We start from the raw sequence: 15,319 nt of genomic DNA, 5'->3' as shown, positions 1-15,319 counted from the left end.
GGACTGAAAAAGGAGGAAACGTGCATGGCACTTACGTATCAAGCGTGTTTACAGGCGACTGAGGTGGTCTTGGCTAGCGGCGCCGTGCCCACCATCGTGGGTGAAGCTGGGATTGGGAAGTCGGCGCTGGTCGCTGATTTGGCACAGCGCAGGCAGGCTAAATTGTTCACGACCGTGGTCAGTCTGGTGGAAAAGGGCGACCTGGTGATTCCGGTACCGCCGTTGACCAGCGATTCCTTCGTGCGAACGGCGCAGTATGGCTCACTAGCCGACGTGCAATTTGGCTATTCCCATACGCTGGTGGCGATGGTGCGCTACGCTGAGGCCCATCCCCAGCAGGAAATCATTTGGTTTTTAGATGAATTCAACCGCGGCACTCAGGCCGTGCAAAGTGAATTGATGAACCTGGTCTTACAGCGGCAGATCAATACGCTGACCTTGCCACCCCAAGTCCATTTGATCTTAGCGGAGAACCCGGACGCCACGATGGCGGGGTTTGCCCAGAGCCGTTACGGGGTGACCCCCGGGGATGCAGCGATTGCCGACCGGACCACCCGGCTGATTTTGCAAGCTGACACGCCGAGCTGGCTGAAATGGGCGACGGCCACGGTAAACGGCCAACCGCGGATCGACCCACTGGTCACGACGTATCTGCGCGACCATCCGGGGGACTTACAGGTCACGGCCACGGATAACGCTGTGGATGATGACCTCCAGCCAACGCCGCGGGCCTGGGAACGGGTCTCCGGGGCGTTGCGGGAATTAACGGCCCAACACCTCTGGGGCCAAACGGCGGTGGTGACCGCGTTGATGCAAGGCAATTTGGGCGTGAGCGTCGGCACCGCGTTTGCCAGTGAGATTTTGCGCCAGCATCCGGGATTGACGGTCACGCAGGCCTTGGGTGCACCGGACGCCGTCGCGACCTTTCAGACGCTGACGCCCGCGCAACAGCAGACGATTTTGCAAAATTGCCTGGCGGCTAGCGACTGGCCGTTGACCATGGCAACGACGGCTGCGCGGTTTGGTGAGCTGCTAGCGGCGTGTCCACCGGATGGTCAGTTTGCCATCGCCCAGCGCATCGCCGACCAAGCCAACCTGTTGGAGGACCTGGCGGCCGTTCAAGCAGACCGTCCCGCCGTGGCGCAGCTGTATCAGCAATTGACCCTCATTGGGAAACGTAGTAGTGAAATCGAGGTGTAGCCGATGATTAGTCTGACGGCAGACCTCCAACGGTTGCACCGCGGTTCAGCTGCGGACCAGCCGCAATTAACTCAGCAATTGTATCGGCATGGGGTCTTATATCTGTTGCAGCACGACCCCTTTTACGGCCACGTGCTCAGCCGCTTACGCGTGATTCCAGCAACCGCCCAGCAGCGTTCACCGTTAGGGCTGGTGGCGTCAACCAGCGAGTGGCAACTCCAGCTCCAGCCGCGGGCCTTGGCCCAAACGGATTGGACGGGGGCCCAGTTCTTGGCGATGTTACGTCACACGGTATTGCACTTGCTGTGGCGCCACCCGCAACGGTACGCCAGCGCGGTGCAAAAGCCCGCTCTGGCCGGCTTAGTCCGCTGGGCGACCGATGCGGCGGTCAACGACTATTTGACCGATCTACCGCGCAATGCTGTGACCAGTCGACGGTTAGGCGAACTGCTACAAGAACCCGTGGCCCCGCAACAAGACTCGGCCGTCTACCTACGCCAGTTACGGCACTGGCAGGCCCAACAGGCGCAAACGGACCAGCAATTGACTCTCGGTGGCCCCGCGGGTGAAACAACCGGGACGGCCGCTGACGGGCACGCGGGCTGGCAAAGAGCCACGGATGAGGCGGCAGAAACGCGTGAGCAGTGGCGTGCTCAGCTCTTTCAAGGCGTGGCCAGTGCGCTGTCGGCTAAGCAACGCGGCACGCTACCGGGACACATCCAGGCGGCCTTGCAGCCAACGCTTCAGCGGCCGGCCTTGGATTGGCGCGCCGTGTTGAAACGGGGGCTAGGGCAGGTCCCAGCTGGTCGCCAGGCGGCTTATGGTCGGTTCAACCGGCGCCAACCAGTCAGAATGGACCTGCCTGGCCAAATCGTGCGGACCTGGCAACGCGTCGCGGTCTTCGTGGATGAGTCGGGATCAATGGGTAATCAGGAGATCAGCTACCTACTGGGGCAAATGGCCACGTTATTGGCCGTTTATCCGGCCCAGGTGACCGTTTACCCCTTTGATACGGTCGTGGACGAGACCTGGGGCTTTCGCTTGGAGAAGCGCCCTCAGCGCCTCCTCCGCACCGGGGGTGGCGGTACCCGGTTTCAGGCAGTGTTTGATAGTTTGCCGCGCTTGTTGGCCGGTCAAGCACAGTCGCTGGTCGTTATTTTAACGGATGGCTACGGTGAAGAACACGTGCGCCCGACGCTGCCAGTCACGGTGGTGTGGCTGTTGACCAGCCCCGTTACCGAATTTTCCGTGACGCCCGCCCCGGGGACCGTCGTTAGTCTGACGGCCGACCCGCAGTGGCAAGCCCTAAGGAGGTCACAAACATGACGCTGACACCCAGCGAATTACGATCATTACTCAAGCAAGATGCGGCATTTCGCAATGCCCGGGCAATTTTGGCCGATGAGTGGGCCGCCCGGGCCGAAGAAAACCCGTTGTTCCAGGCACCGATGACGATTGCGGATTTAAAATTCGCCCTGGACCTCCAGGCCGCGGGCGTCGGCGACAGTCACGTCGACTTCAATGATTATGCGGCAGTTCAGGCGTGGATCAGTGCCCATCAGCAGGCTTTAACGCCGAACGATATTGCTTGGTTACAGCGGAATTTTGAATAATTTGAAGGTGTAAAGAAAAAACCCTTTACATCATATCGAGAAACTGGTATATTATTACACGTTGAAAGAAATACAGGAGGTGTCTACATGTCAGTTAAGATTCGTTTAAAGCGGATGGGTTCTAAGAAGCGCCCATTCTACCGGGTCGTGGTTGCCGATTCACGGAGCCCTCGTGATGGTCGGTTCATCGAACAAGTTGGGACCTACAACCCAGTTACCCAACCTGCCCAAGTGACGTTAAAGGAAGAATCTATCTTGAACTGGTTGAACAATGGTGCTCAACCTTCAGATACGGTTAAGACTTTGCTCTCTAACGCAGGGATCATGAAGCAATATCATGAAGCTAAGTACACTAAAAAGTAGTGATTAGCAATGACCGATTTTAAGGCATTAATTCTAGCGATTGTTAGCCCCCTCGTGGAGCATCCTGACGATTTGGTGATTACACCGGTCGAAACGGAGCGTTTCTACGAATATCGGTTAGCCGTTCATCCCGATGATGTCGGACGGGTGATCGGTAAACAAGGCCGTGTCGCACAGGCTATCCGGACGATTGTCTATAGCGTGCGCGTACAGGGCAATAAACGGGTCCGGCTCATCATTGATGACCGCCCGGCAAAGAAACTCGAGTGAGGCGGCAACGTTTCCTCGAGTTTTTTTGTAACTAAAAAAGAAAATTAAAATAAATTATGACTTAAAAAGGAGGCTACTGACATGGCGTATTATACGGTAGGAACCATTGTGAACACCCACGGGATCAAGGGAGAAGTCCGGGTCGTGGCGACCACGGATTTTCCGGAGAGCCGCTTTGCGGTCGGGTCAACGCTCTATGCCTTTCAAAAGGGTCAGACTCAACCCATCCAGCTGACGGTCGCGACGATGCGTAAGCACAAGAACTTCTATTTATTAGGGTTCGCGGGCAAGCCATCCATCAATGACGTGGAAATCTACAAGCAAAGCACGCTCAAGGTCACGGACAACGAGTTAGAGACCAGTGACTTACAACCGGGTGAATACTACTACCACCAAATCGTGGGCCTGAAGGTCGTGACGGTTGATGGCGAAGAATTAGGCAAAATCAAGGAAATCTTGTCGCCGGGCGCCAACGATGTGTGGGTCGTGGACCGACCGGGCAAAGACGACCTCTTGTTGCCAAAAATCGACGACGTGGTCAAGCAAGTTGACCTCGATGCGGGCCAGGTCACGGTCGAATTAATGGAGGGACTCGAGTAATGCGAATCGATGTGTTAAGTTTATTTCCCGACATGTTCTCCGGGCCGATGCATGACTCGATTGTCGGTAAGGCGATTGAAAATGGTCATCTGACCATGCCCGTGACCAACTTCCGGGACTATTCGACCAACAAACACGGCAACGTCGACGATTATCCCTTTGGTGGGGGCGCTGGCATGCTGCTACAGCCGCAACCGATTTTCGATGCGCTCAAGGCCACCGAAGAGCAGGCCGCGGCGGAGGGCTTGCCTAAGGGCCGGGTCATCTTGCTCGACCCAGCCGGCGTGACCTTTGATCAACACGTGGCCGAGGAGTTTGCCCACGAAGAGCATTTGACCTTCCTGTGTGGCCATTATGAGGGCTATGACGAGCGGATTCGGACACTGGTGACGGATGAGGTCTCCTTGGGCGATTTCGTCTTAACGGGCGGCGAATTGGCGTCAATGGTCATGATTGATGCGACGGTACGACTGTTACCGGGAGTTTTGGGTAACGCGGAGTCAGCGCCGGGCGATTCCTTTTCGTCGGGCTTGCTGGAGTATCCGCAATACACGCGGCCAGCTGAGTTCCGGGGGATGAAGGTCCCAGACGTCTTGATCAGTGGCAACCACGGTAAAATCGACGAGTGGCGGCAAAAAGAGGCTTTACGGCGGACTTATTTGCGCCGGCCTGATTTGATCGACCACCACAAATTGACCGCACAACAGAAGCATTTGCTGGCGGACGTGCGCATCGAAGAAGAGGAACGGCAAGCCGCAGAACCAGAGTCAAGAAAATAACCTTTACAGGCATTTTCAGATATGGTACACTTACTTTTGGCTGTTTAGCCACAGAAACAACATTCCGCTGTCGCTCCTGAGAATGAATGTTGGCGAAAGGATAGAATATATTATGCGCCAAAACAATTTAATTGCTAAGATCAACCAAGAACAATTACGGGACGATGTTCCAGACTTCCGTGCCGGAGACACTGTTCGGGTTCACGCCCGGATCGTCGAAGGTACCCGCGAACGTATCCAGTTGTTCGAAGGTGTCGTAATCAAGCGTAAGGGTGCTGGCATCCAAGCAACTTACACGGTACGTAAGATCAGTAACGGTGTCGGTGTGGAACGGATTTTCCCATTACACTCCCCACGTGTTGCTAAGATTGACGTTATTCGTCAAGGTCGTGTACGTCGTGCTAAGCTCTACTACCTCCGTGAACTTAACGGTAAGGCAGCGCGGATTCCAGAACGCCGTCGCAACTAGTTTGCACTTTAAAGACCAATCACTTCGGTGGTTGGTTTTTTTGTGTGAAAAAATTGACGTTTTTTTACATATTTGCAGTTAAAGTGACAAACTATGGCACCCACATTTTGTATACTAACTCTGGTTACTATTGGTAGCCGATTGAAAATTTATAGCTGAAAGGGAGAGAAAAGAAATGTCAAAGCGAATTAAACAAAGTATTTTGCTGATAATGAGTTTGTTTGTGGGTACAGTAATTTGTCTATCAATGTTGTCGACAGCTGATGCAAGATTCATGAATTATACACGGGCAACTCCAGTAAAATCGCGAGGAACCTGGTATGGTCATGTCCCGTATTTGAATTATGAAAAACTTGTCATTAGAAAACATGCTGTTACCTGGTACCAAAAAGACAAGCGTTCAGAATCTTGGAAAAAGACCCGGCATTTGCAAAACAAACAACTCTTTGTTTTGCATGATAAGGTTAAAGTTAACAAGCATAAAGAAGCAATTTTTGGGTTTTATTCAGCAAAGCAAGATGATGCTGACTTTGATTATCTGGCAACAAAACGGATTAAAGGGAAGAAAGTTCGCGTGATGAAAAACGTTAACGGCGGAACATTCTATCATTCATGGAAGCACGTCAGATAGCACAGAATTTTGTGGTGAGAAATTGAAATATTCATTGATTGCTGTCTGCCAACAAGCATGGCCGTTCGTTGGCGTGGTCCGTGATAATTAAAAAAACGGATGATTGTTGGATTGCATGGATGTAGAAAAACGTCAACGACTGTTGAAATTTCAACAATAGCCTTGAACTGTTAGTAACAGAGTTACAGTAAGTATTGATTAAATGTTTTCTACTAAGTTAATTATCAGCGTTTAAGAAAGGCTGGTACTCTGACTCAGAGAAATCCGTTAATAGATTCAAGCTTCTCAAAGTAAAAAATCACGCGCACATTCAAAAGAATGGTGAGTGATTTTTTTGATTCGATTTTAGTTAATCCAACGACTGAACCTGTTCACCCACCGGATGCCCCGCAACGGCCTGTGCTAGAATTAGCGCCGAAAGAGGGGGCATTGTGATGGTAAAGGCAAATCTGCGTCGCTGGAGCCTGGAAGGGCTGATCAGTTTGGTAGTCACCGCCGGTTTATTAACGATCATCATTTCGTCGGCCAATGCCTGGGTGCAGATGGGCCGGGCGTCGGTTATGGATCTCCGGGTCTTTGGCCTGGCCTTTTACCAGCTTACTCGCACGACCGGTCAAGCGAACGGTCAGACGCTAAATCAAGGGATGGGATTGGTGTGGCTGGGTGGTAGTCTGTTGCTATTTGCCTTACTTGAACTCCGGCACCGGTTGATTCCCTAAACGTTAAAAGTCGTCGTAGACTTTTTCGTGAAATAACGTGGTCAACATGGTCTCATATTGTTTGGCTAATAACGGCGACGTGGGATTCTCCGAACGGGTGCTCAAGAGCGCCAATAAATGATAGTCATTGGCCAGCATGTAATGGGAGTTGTGATCACTGGCAAAGGCGATACCCTGATTCAGGTAGGTGGCTGCGATGGCGGAGTCCCCCAGCTTTTCATGGGCGTAGGCGGCCAGATAGAATAAACAGTTGAGATTTTCTTCGTAGGGCGTCTCATCCAAATAGGCCAGGGCCGCTTGAATGGCGGTCGTGGCCGTTTGGCGTTTTTGCTCACAAGCCGCGACCAGCCCAAGGGAGCCGTAACATAGGCGCGTCAATGCGGTGGGCCGCTTGGTCGCCGCACTGGCCAGGGCCAAGCGGAAATTTTGTTGCGCTGCGGTCAGACTGCCCAATTGAAAGTCAGTCACGCCTAGGTAGTAGTAATACGCCTGCGTCTGGTCGGCCGTTGCGATGGCGGACAGGACGGCCTCGCTATTCAAGTAGTCCCGTAATTGATGGTAGTCGTGTTGCGCACACAGGTCACTGACGTGGGTGTTGAAATTTTCCCGTTCACTGACGTCAAAATCGTGTGCCAAGGTAATAGCATTGAGGCTGATATTTAGCCGCTGACACAACTGAATCAATAATTTGGCATTCGGCGTCGCCTGGCCCGTCTCGATGGCTGATAGCATTGACTGCGCGCAGATGCCCGTGGCCACGGTTTGTTGCGACAGGTGCTGCTGTAAGCGTGTTTCCTTTAAGATGGTCCCCAACTGATTGTCCATGTTCGTCCCCCCTAAGTTATCCTTGATGATACCAGAGAAAAGGGGTGTTCGCCTAGAACTATCGTGTTACCCCTTAATTCGGTTAATGACTTACTAAATCACAGCGTATTCGTTGGCAACGTCATACGAAATGAGTATCATGGGTGCCAGAATCCAAAGGGGGTCTCAAGCCATGAAAACCACGACACGAACGCTATCAGGATTAGGGATGATCATTACCCTAGGCATCGTCTACGGGGATATTGGCACCTCGCCACTCTACGTCATGAACGCCATCATCGGCGCGGCTGGTCCACAAAAGCCCGCGGAGCTGGCACCCATGATGTTGGGAAGCATCTCCCTGATTTTTTGGACATTGATGTTGATTACGACTGTGAAATATATTCTGCTGGCGATGCGCGCGGACAACCGCGATGAAGGCGGTATTTTTGCGTTGTATGCGCTGGTTCGGAACCAGGCCAAATGGTTGATTGTGCCCGCCTTGGTTGGTGGGGCGGCCATTCTAGCCGATGGTACGTTGACGCCAGCCGTGACGGTCACCTCAGCGATTGAAGGGCTAAAAGGCCAAATTGTGGGGCCGTTGCATTTTAGTACCGAGCAAAGCTGGGTCTTGCTGGTCGTGACCGGCATTCTACTGATTTTGTTTCTCGTTCAGCGTTTCGGCACACAATTGATTGGCTGGTCGTTTGGCCCGTTGATGTTGATTTGGTTTACGTTTATCGGCCTGGTCGGGTTACACAATCTGATTCAGGTGCCGCTAATGTTGCGGGCTTTGTCACCGGTCTACGCAGTCCAATTCTTGTTGAGTCCTGAGAACCGCCAAGGCATTTTTATCCTGGGCAGTATCTTCCTGGCGACCACCGGGGCCGAGGCACTTTATTCGGATATGGGGCAGGTTGGTAAACGAAATATTTATGGCACCTGGCCATTCGTCTACGCGATGCTGATGCTGAGTTATCTGGGCCAAGGCGCTTGGGTACTGCAACACGGTGCGCTGATTACGGGCGCCCGACCACTTAACCCGTTTTACGCCATGGTGCCCGTGCACTGGCGGATGTTTGCAATTGTGATTGCGACCATCGCCGCTATCATTGCGTCGCAGGCGTTGATTACCGGGTCTTACACACTGGTCCACGAGGCCATCGGACTGAAATTATTGCCGCGACTGCGCATCAAGTTTCCCGGCAACGTCAAGAGTCAGCTTTACGTGGGAGCCGTTAACTGGCTGCTATGCGGTATCACGCTATCAATCGTATGGTATTTCCAAACCTCGGCGCACATGGAAGCGGCTTACGGGTTGGCGATTACCATCACGATGCTGATGACCACGCTGTTATTACGCGCCTTCCTCCAGCAACGCGGCCACCGGCTTTTGGCTAACGTGTACGTCACGGCATTTGGCTTGCTAGAAAGCTTGTTCCTACTGGCCAGCCTGGCAAAATTTGTCCACGGTGGGTACGTGACGGTCCTGCTGACGCTGGCAATTCTCACGGTCATGGTCTTCTGGCACGTCGGCAATGTGCGGCGAGACGCGCACCTGGCCAATACGGAAAATGTCTCCCTATTAGACTTCGTGCCACAACTGGCTGCATTGAGCCAGGATGACCAGGTCCCACCGTTTGCCACGAACTTGGTGTACATCGGTCACGTGGGTGAGGACTACGCTGTCAAACGGGCCACGGTCTACTCGATTTTGGACCAGCAGCCCAAGCGTGCCAAGGTCTACTGGTTCGTCACGGTCAATGAAACGGACACGCCGTATGAATGCACTTATACTGTGCAGCAGCTAGCTCGCAGTGTGATGGACGTCCAGCTGTACCTGGGATTCAAGAAACCCCAAAGATTAAACGTCTACTTGCGGCAAATTGTTAATGATTTGCTGAATGAGGGCGTGCTGGATGATCAAACGCCACGCTACTCCAGTATCCCTGGTCGGCGGGTCGGTAATTTCAAATTCGTCATGTTGAACCAGCAGTTCCAAGACCTCGGTGCCCAAGAGGACTTGCCACTGCTAGACCGTTTGTTGATTGGCGGCCGACTGCTCTTACAACGTATCTCGCTGTCACCACAACGCTGGTACGGCTTAGCCTTCAGTGATGTGGTCGAGGAACGGGTCCCATTGTTCATTGGGCAGCATCCGGACCGGACTTTACGGCGGCGGAAGGAATAGATTGATTTATTGAAGATCTCCTGAAATCCGGAGACCTTTTTTTGATTTAGAAAGTAGATTGTCAAAGCTGGTCGGATAGTGTATGCTAAAACCAAGTTAAATGAAAACGGGACTTTTGAATTTTCATAATCCCGGTGTGACGGCGTTTGTTTAGTGTATTCCCCACAGGTGTGGGGGTGATCCTGTCGCATTCGTGAAAAGTATGCCTCACGTAGCGTATTCCCCACAGGTGTGGGGGTGATCCCGCGATTTAAGGTGCTTGCCTTGACCGACAGTCGTATTCCCCACAGGTGTGGGGGTGATCCTTCACAAGTCACATTCACATCGTCCCATCCCTGGTATTCCCCACAGGTGTGGGGGTGATCCCCAGGAGTTTGTCTGCGAGCAAGTCTACTACCTGTATTCCCCACAGGTGTGGGGGTGATCCTATTTATAGGTGTTATATGAATTTTCTATGCTTGTATTCCCCACAGGTGTGGGGGTGATCCTATCACAAAATATGGGGGTTCAAGAAATGACACGTATTCCCCACAGGTGTGGGGGTGATCCAATCTAAGTACTGGGGGCAGCGGGCCTACATCAGTATTCCCCACAGGTGTGGGGGTGATCCCCATTTTCGTCTGGGTTGATAGTCTCAATTTTGGTATTCCCCACAGGTGTGGGGGTGATCCTTTTCTCAATCAAGTCTGGTTCGGCCATCGCAAGTATTCCCCACAGGTGTGGGGGTGATCCCGTGATGCACGACGTTTGTGACGGGTATGCCCCGTATTCCCCACAGGTGTGGGGGTGATCCTTGGAAGGGTTGCCTGTGGGTGGCCTTTTTTATGTATTCCCCACAGGTGTGGGGGTGATCCCCAATCACCGTGCACCGGCCGGATAGTCTTACCGTATTCCCCACAGGTGTGGGGGTGATCCCCAAGTCGTTCTCGACCACTTCTTCTAGCTGTTGTATTCCCCACAGGTGTGGGGGTGATCCTATCGAAGCCAGTGAATGGCTCAACAAGTTCAAGTATTCCCCACAGGTGTGGGGGTGATCCCAATATCAAGTTTGCTGTCAGGGTAAACTGTGGGTATTCCCCACAGGTGTGGGGGTGATCCGCTGTTTAGCACAATCTCAGTTGGTAACGCCCAGTATTCCCCACAGGTGTGGGGGTGATCCTATCGTCCCAAATAAGTCCGTGGAATTTATAGAGTATTCCCCACAGGTGTGGGGGTGATCCTATGGCGGCCGGACCAAGGCCGATGCTGAACAAGTATTCCCCACAGGTGTGGGGGTGATCCCATCTTGTCGTAGTCCAGTGTCTCAATCATTGTGTATTCCCCACAGATGTAGGGGTGATCCCCAAGCCGTCGCTGTATGTCTCCAAAGAGTAGATGTATAGGAAAAGGCCCACCAGCCAACCAAGGCCAGGTGGGTCTTTTCCTATGTCTCTAATATCTCTAAGCTAACTCCCAATTATCCCCACAAAAATGCTTCCATATCCCGCACCACTTCAGGATTTCGCCGTGGCAAAGCCCCGTGGGCGGCGTCTTCGCCGGTGAGTTCGACTTCCTTGAAGGACTTGGCGCGGTTGCGGACCAGGTAGCGCAGCGAGCGGGCAGAGGCGACTGAGATGGTGCCGTCTGTGTTGGCGCCGTTGCCTAGGGTCCCGTAGATACTGAGAATCTGAAGTTGGTTATCCGGAATATTTTGCCGGTTGTCAACGAGTTGCTGGAAGGTCGGTGAGAAGTGACTCGGGCGGCCATTGGCGGCATTAGTCGTGTGGACCGACCAGGGATTCATGACGATATTGCCCAGCATTGGCGGCGCGATGGCCACGTACTTTTGCAGCTGAGGCAGGCGTTTCCGCTGGCCGAAGAGCGTTTCGTACATCATGATATCCGTGTTGCCCATCGAATGGCCGACGTAATTGAATTTCGTGATGCCGTAGCGCCGTTGCAGTTGCTTGATGACACGCTTAAGCCAGCGCGCATCTTGGTGGTAATTACGGTTACGGTTGTCCTGAAAAACGATTTGAACTTCTGGATGGCGCGTGCCTTTAGGCCAAGCCCCACTCCAAGCGACGTGGCCAGCGGGACTGACGGTCGCCAGTAAGGTTCGGTTGGCATAGCCGTCTGCCTGGGCGCTATCGATCAAATGGTTGGTCGAGCCAGCATTGCCGCCAAATCCATGCATGAACAACGTGGGCGTTGCGTAGCCGACTTGGTGTAAACGTGTCTTCGTTTTCTGGGTCCGTGTGCGTTTGACCTTAGCCCGGTCTAAATGCGTGACCTTGTGCGTGCGGACCCGAATTTGAGCGACTGACTGGTGGCCGTCGATAGCGGTACACCCCGCCAGGACGACACCAAAGATGAGTAGGGTTCCCCAACCCCATTTCAACAGGTTTCGCATACTGATCTCCCCCTCCTGTTACTGCTAATGTTACCGGAATATTTGAAACAGAGCCAATCAAGCGTATCAGATAAATGGCTTACCGTGCAAACTATTGGCCAATAAAAAAGGAAACCTTAAGATTAAAGGTTTCCCGAAATGAGACTGTCTGCTTAGTTTTCGTTAGCGGGTTGGTTTTCCTTAGCCGAACGCTTCTGGGCGTTGTGGTAGAAGATCCAAGCCACGGCACCAAAGAAGATAGGGCCGATGATGGTCCAAAAGGCCGTCATGTAGTCGTGATCCAAGATTGGTTGCAGGCAGGTGAAGCCAATCCCACCAACCAAGATGATTAAGACGACCGTCACGATGACGTTGGTCCACAGGTGACTCTTGAAAATGACGAATGGCCGTTCCAGATCGGTCCGCCGCTTGAAGAACGGGAAGGCACCAATCAAGAAGAGGTAAGGGAAAGACGTGGAAACGTTCCCCATATCCGTCAAGATCAAGTAGAATTGGTTGGCAGCGTTGCCCCCGAAGGCCACTAAGAAGATGAAGACGGCGACCACAATGGCTTGAACCCACATGGCAAAACCAGGCATCCCGGCTTTGTTTAGCTTCGTCATCTTAGCGGGCCACAACTTCGGTGAGGACCCGACGATAAAGGATTTCAGTGGTGAATAGACCAGAACGAAGAAGGAGCCTAAGTACGCCATGAACATGCTTAACCCAGTCAACCGAGCTAAGACGTGGCCCATAGTAACGGAGGCGGCTCCGGTCAGACCCATGGCTTTACCTAAGACCAGACCCAAGTTGTTCATCAAAACGTAGGTGATGTTTCCCAGGTTGACTTGGCTCTTGCCCAAGACCTGGCTCCAGTTGGTGCTGATCCCCCAGAGAAAGATCGACAGGGAGTACATGATGGTAATGGCAATCGTGGAAATGATCAGTCCCTTAGGGAAGGTCTTTTCCGGCTTGTCCATACTATCCGTGATACCACCCATGGATTCCATCCCGGCGTAGGCAAAGACCGCGTACGTCACGAAGGACAACAGGGCCATTGGGGATGAGAATTGGGGGTTCGGTGAGGCGATGAAACTGTGAATCCCGTTGATAGGTTCTGCCAGTTGGCCGTGATTTAAAATCACGATGCCGATGCTGGCCACGAAGAAGACGCCAGTCAGGACCATCACGAAGATCCCACCCAATGAGGAAATCTTGGCGATGGAGTTGACCCCACGCGTGGCGAAGAAGGTCACGGCGAGAATCCAGAAGATTCCCAGCAGACCAATCGTTTGCGTGGAGCTCAGGCCCAAGAAGGACCAAGTCTGCGTTTGATCGGAACCGGAAAGCAACGTGGACAAAGGAATCCAAACCTTCGTTGAGGTAGACAGCATCCAGATGATCCATGAGGATAACCAGATGAAGGTCCCGATGAAAGCCCATTTTTCACCGATTGAGCCGGCTAACCAGGAGTAGATCCCCCCCTTAGCTTCCTTAAACGATGACCCGTATTCCGCCAGCATCAATGCGCTAGGCAAGAAGAACAGGAGGGCCGCTAAGACGTACCAGATAATGCTGGCGTAACCCATTTGGTCATAGGCGACCGTCGTGTTGGCGAAGCCGTAAATGGCCGTAAAAATCATTAAGATCAGGCTAAACAAGCCGATCTTTTTTTGCTTATTCATTTTTTTATCTCCCAAAATTGGTGGAGACTAGTCGTGGTGGCTAATCTCAGCCGTAGTTATAAGTTGAGGTCCTGATGATAGTTCAAGGGACCCAGGTCGGTGGCCTGCGTAATCAAGGTCGCCGCCAGCTCACGATAACGTCGAATTCCCAATGCGGCGTTGGTCGCGGCTTGTTGCGTTAAGTAATGGTTCAGTTCGATGCCCGACAAGTGTTGCCCCACGGCGTCCGTTGCTTTGACGGACTGCTTGAAGGCGATGCGCAAGTCTTTTTGCACGGCACTGACGGTTGGCCAGGCGTCGTGGTAGTGAGCGTCGAGCAAGACACTCACGAGCTTGTAGACCCAGTAGGCCGATTGGCTGTCATAGGTCTCTTTACCCAGGTGATAAGCGGCTGGTGTATGCTCGATACCCGCGTAAAAGGGCACGTAGACACTCTGCGCGGCGACACCCATGGCGAGCCACTGAATGCCGGCGAGGCTGGGGTCCATATCCGGGCGTAATTGGAGGACGTGAGATTCCTGCGTTTTGGCCAGACTGATGGGCCGGAACCGTTTCCGGTCGGCGACACTACCAGAACCCACGGGGTCGTACGGCGTGTCTTCGAAATGACTGCTGAGGTAGCCTTGCGCGTCATCGACCGACAACAAGTGGTCAGCGTACTGAATAAATGGTAGGTCAAATGATTGCGGTTGCTGAGCGACTTGCGGGGTGAAGCGGCGTTGGCCGTACCACACCCGCGGCGTATTATAGTACAGATCGGATTGATCTTGGGTCCCGAAGATGTCGCGCCAAATGAAGCGATCACTGTGCGGATTCAAATGGTTCTCTGCCACAAAGCTCCGCAGGTCATGGGCAAACAAGAAGTTGTCGGCGTCGTTGAAGTCGATGGCTTGAATCGCCATTTGATTGGCGACGACGGCATACCCGTTAGCCGGGATCCGTTGGGCGACCCAGTAGTGACCGGCGCCCGTTTCCAGGTACCAAGCTTCCTGTTGGTCGGCGAAGAGAATCCCGTTTGATTCCGAGGTCCCATACGTTTCGACCAGTTGGCCGAGGCGCAAGATCCCTTCACGGGCGGTCCGGACGTAAGGCAAGACGACGGTGACCATGGCTTCTTCACCGATACCGTCCTTGACCAAGGGATCAGCGCCCAAGACCCGCTCGTTGGAGTAGGTACTCTCGGTGGCGCTCATCGCCACACCGTATTCATTGATGCCATCTTCCTCAAATAGGCCGAATTTGTCGGTCCATTCAGGCGTCGCCGTGTACTTGGCGGCCGTCAGGGGTAAGGGCATGGTAAAGCCGTTGTCCGTGCTGACGAATTGTTGCGGGGTGGTCGCAGTCCGGGCGGGGTGAACCACGAAATGCTTGGGCCAAGCGGCCTTAGCGTCTTCGTTCCGGCCGATGATGACCGACCCGTCCATTGTGGCTTTGGGACCAATTAAAATGCTGGTACAAGCGGAATAATTCAATGGGAGCGCTCCTTTCAAGGTTTAGGTAAAAACGTTCATTGCCCATTTTAGCATGTTTAGTTTCAGTGCGATTCATTTCGGGGCGTTTTTAATTATTTTGTTTATATTTCTCATAAAAATAAATATTTATACAGAAAAAATGTCAATTTCCC

15 protein-coding genes and 1 CRISPR repeat array are annotated in these 15,319 nt (G+C 53.0%); of the genes, 11 read left to right on the top strand and 4 right to left on the bottom strand.

Going from position 1 to position 15,319, the window contains the following annotated elements; all coding sequences use genetic code 11:
* Positions 1 to 24: 24 nt before the first annotated feature.
* The 10 genes from EKM83_RS02975 to EKM83_RS02930 all read left to right on the top strand — a co-directional run bounded on the left by EKM83_RS02975 (position 25) and on the right by EKM83_RS02930 (position 6,644).
* Positions 25 to 1,200, top strand: a complete 1,176-nt coding sequence (locus tag EKM83_RS02975) for an AAA family ATPase (protein ID WP_125575163.1) — start codon at positions 25 to 27, stop codon at positions 1,198 to 1,200.
* A gap of 3 nt (positions 1,201 to 1,203) precedes the next feature.
* Complete coding sequence (locus EKM83_RS02970; RefSeq protein ID WP_125575162.1) at positions 1,204 to 2,526, top strand: vWA domain-containing protein; 1,323 nt, start codon at positions 1,204 to 1,206, stop codon at positions 2,524 to 2,526.
* A complete protein-coding gene (locus EKM83_RS02965; RefSeq protein WP_125575161.1) occupies positions 2,523 to 2,813 on the top strand; it encodes a hypothetical protein in 291 nt (96 codons plus the stop codon). The genes EKM83_RS02970 and EKM83_RS02965 overlap by 4 nt, the downstream gene beginning before the upstream one ends.
* A gap of 87 nt (positions 2,814 to 2,900) precedes the next feature.
* Complete coding sequence (rpsP, locus tag EKM83_RS02960) at positions 2,901 to 3,176, top strand: 30S ribosomal protein S16 (RefSeq protein ID WP_024525325.1); 276 nt, start codon at positions 2,901 to 2,903, stop codon at positions 3,174 to 3,176.
* A gap of 9 nt (positions 3,177 to 3,185) precedes the next feature.
* On the top strand, positions 3,186 to 3,446 hold the full coding sequence (locus tag EKM83_RS02955; protein ID WP_125575160.1) for a KH domain-containing protein: 261 nt from the start codon (positions 3,186 to 3,188) through the stop codon (positions 3,444 to 3,446).
* Between the two features lie 81 nt (positions 3,447 to 3,527).
* The gene (gene rimM / locus EKM83_RS02950) at positions 3,528 to 4,046 is read left to right on the top strand and encodes a ribosome maturation factor RimM (protein ID WP_125575159.1); all 519 of its coding nucleotides are present in this window, start codon (positions 3,528 to 3,530) and stop codon (positions 4,044 to 4,046) included.
* The gene (gene trmD / locus EKM83_RS02945; RefSeq protein ID WP_125575158.1) at positions 4,046 to 4,825 is read left to right on the top strand and encodes a tRNA (guanosine(37)-N1)-methyltransferase TrmD; all 780 of its coding nucleotides are present in this window, start codon (positions 4,046 to 4,048) and stop codon (positions 4,823 to 4,825) included. The genes rimM and trmD overlap by 1 nt, the downstream gene beginning before the upstream one ends.
* Positions 4,826 to 4,937: 112 nt before the next feature.
* On the top strand, positions 4,938 to 5,294 hold the full coding sequence (rplS, locus tag EKM83_RS02940) for a 50S ribosomal protein L19 (protein ID WP_048736156.1): 357 nt from the start codon (positions 4,938 to 4,940) through the stop codon (positions 5,292 to 5,294).
* Positions 5,295 to 5,469: 175 nt separating this feature from the next.
* Complete coding sequence (locus tag EKM83_RS02935) at positions 5,470 to 5,925, top strand: hypothetical protein (RefSeq protein ID WP_125575157.1); 456 nt, start codon at positions 5,470 to 5,472, stop codon at positions 5,923 to 5,925.
* Positions 5,926 to 6,359: 434 nt separating this feature from the next.
* Entirely contained in the window at positions 6,360 to 6,644 is a 285-nt protein-coding gene (locus EKM83_RS02930; protein ID WP_125575156.1) for an LlsX family protein, read from the top strand.
* Between the two features lie 3 nt (positions 6,645 to 6,647).
* On the opposite strand, the gene EKM83_RS02925 is transcribed toward EKM83_RS02930, so the two are convergent.
* Positions 6,648 to 7,469 (bottom strand): helix-turn-helix domain-containing protein, encoded by an 822-nt coding sequence (locus EKM83_RS02925; protein WP_125575155.1) that lies wholly within the window; start codon positions 7,467 to 7,469, stop codon positions 6,648 to 6,650.
* A 172-nt stretch (positions 7,470 to 7,641) separates the two neighbouring features.
* Between EKM83_RS02925 and EKM83_RS02920 the strand changes: the two genes are divergently transcribed.
* Positions 7,642 to 9,639, top strand: coding sequence for a KUP/HAK/KT family potassium transporter (locus EKM83_RS02920; RefSeq protein ID WP_125575154.1), 1,998 nt, complete (start codon positions 7,642 to 7,644; stop codon positions 9,637 to 9,639).
* 155 nt (positions 9,640 to 9,794) lie between these two features.
* Positions 9,795 to 10,981: direct repeats of the CRISPR family, unit length 28 nt; unit sequence GTATTCCCCACAGGTGTGGGGGTGATCC.
* Between the two features lie 114 nt (positions 10,982 to 11,095).
* On the opposite strand, the gene EKM83_RS02915 is transcribed toward EKM83_RS02920, so the two are convergent.
* The 3 genes from EKM83_RS02915 to EKM83_RS02905 form a co-directional block, all read right to left on the bottom strand.
* Complete coding sequence (locus EKM83_RS02915) at positions 11,096 to 12,031, bottom strand: alpha/beta hydrolase (protein WP_125575153.1); 936 nt, start codon at positions 12,029 to 12,031, stop codon at positions 11,096 to 11,098.
* A 152-nt stretch (positions 12,032 to 12,183) separates the two neighbouring features.
* Positions 12,184 to 13,695 (bottom strand): glutamate/gamma-aminobutyrate family transporter YjeM, encoded by a 1,512-nt coding sequence (yjeM, locus tag EKM83_RS02910; RefSeq protein ID WP_125575152.1) that lies wholly within the window; start codon positions 13,693 to 13,695, stop codon positions 12,184 to 12,186.
* A 56-nt stretch (positions 13,696 to 13,751) separates the two neighbouring features.
* Positions 13,752 to 15,167, bottom strand: a complete 1,416-nt coding sequence (locus tag EKM83_RS02905) for a C69 family dipeptidase (RefSeq protein ID WP_125575151.1) — start codon at positions 15,165 to 15,167, stop codon at positions 13,752 to 13,754.
* Between the last annotated feature and the right edge of the window lie 152 nt (positions 15,168 to 15,319).

This window comes from Levilactobacillus angrenensis (genome assembly GCF_003946085.1).
Taxonomy (GTDB): Bacteria; Bacillota; Bacilli; order Lactobacillales; family Lactobacillaceae; genus Levilactobacillus; species Levilactobacillus angrenensis.
Note: the sequence above shows the minus strand (reverse complement) of the source record. Positions and strands in the feature narration are given on the sequence as shown.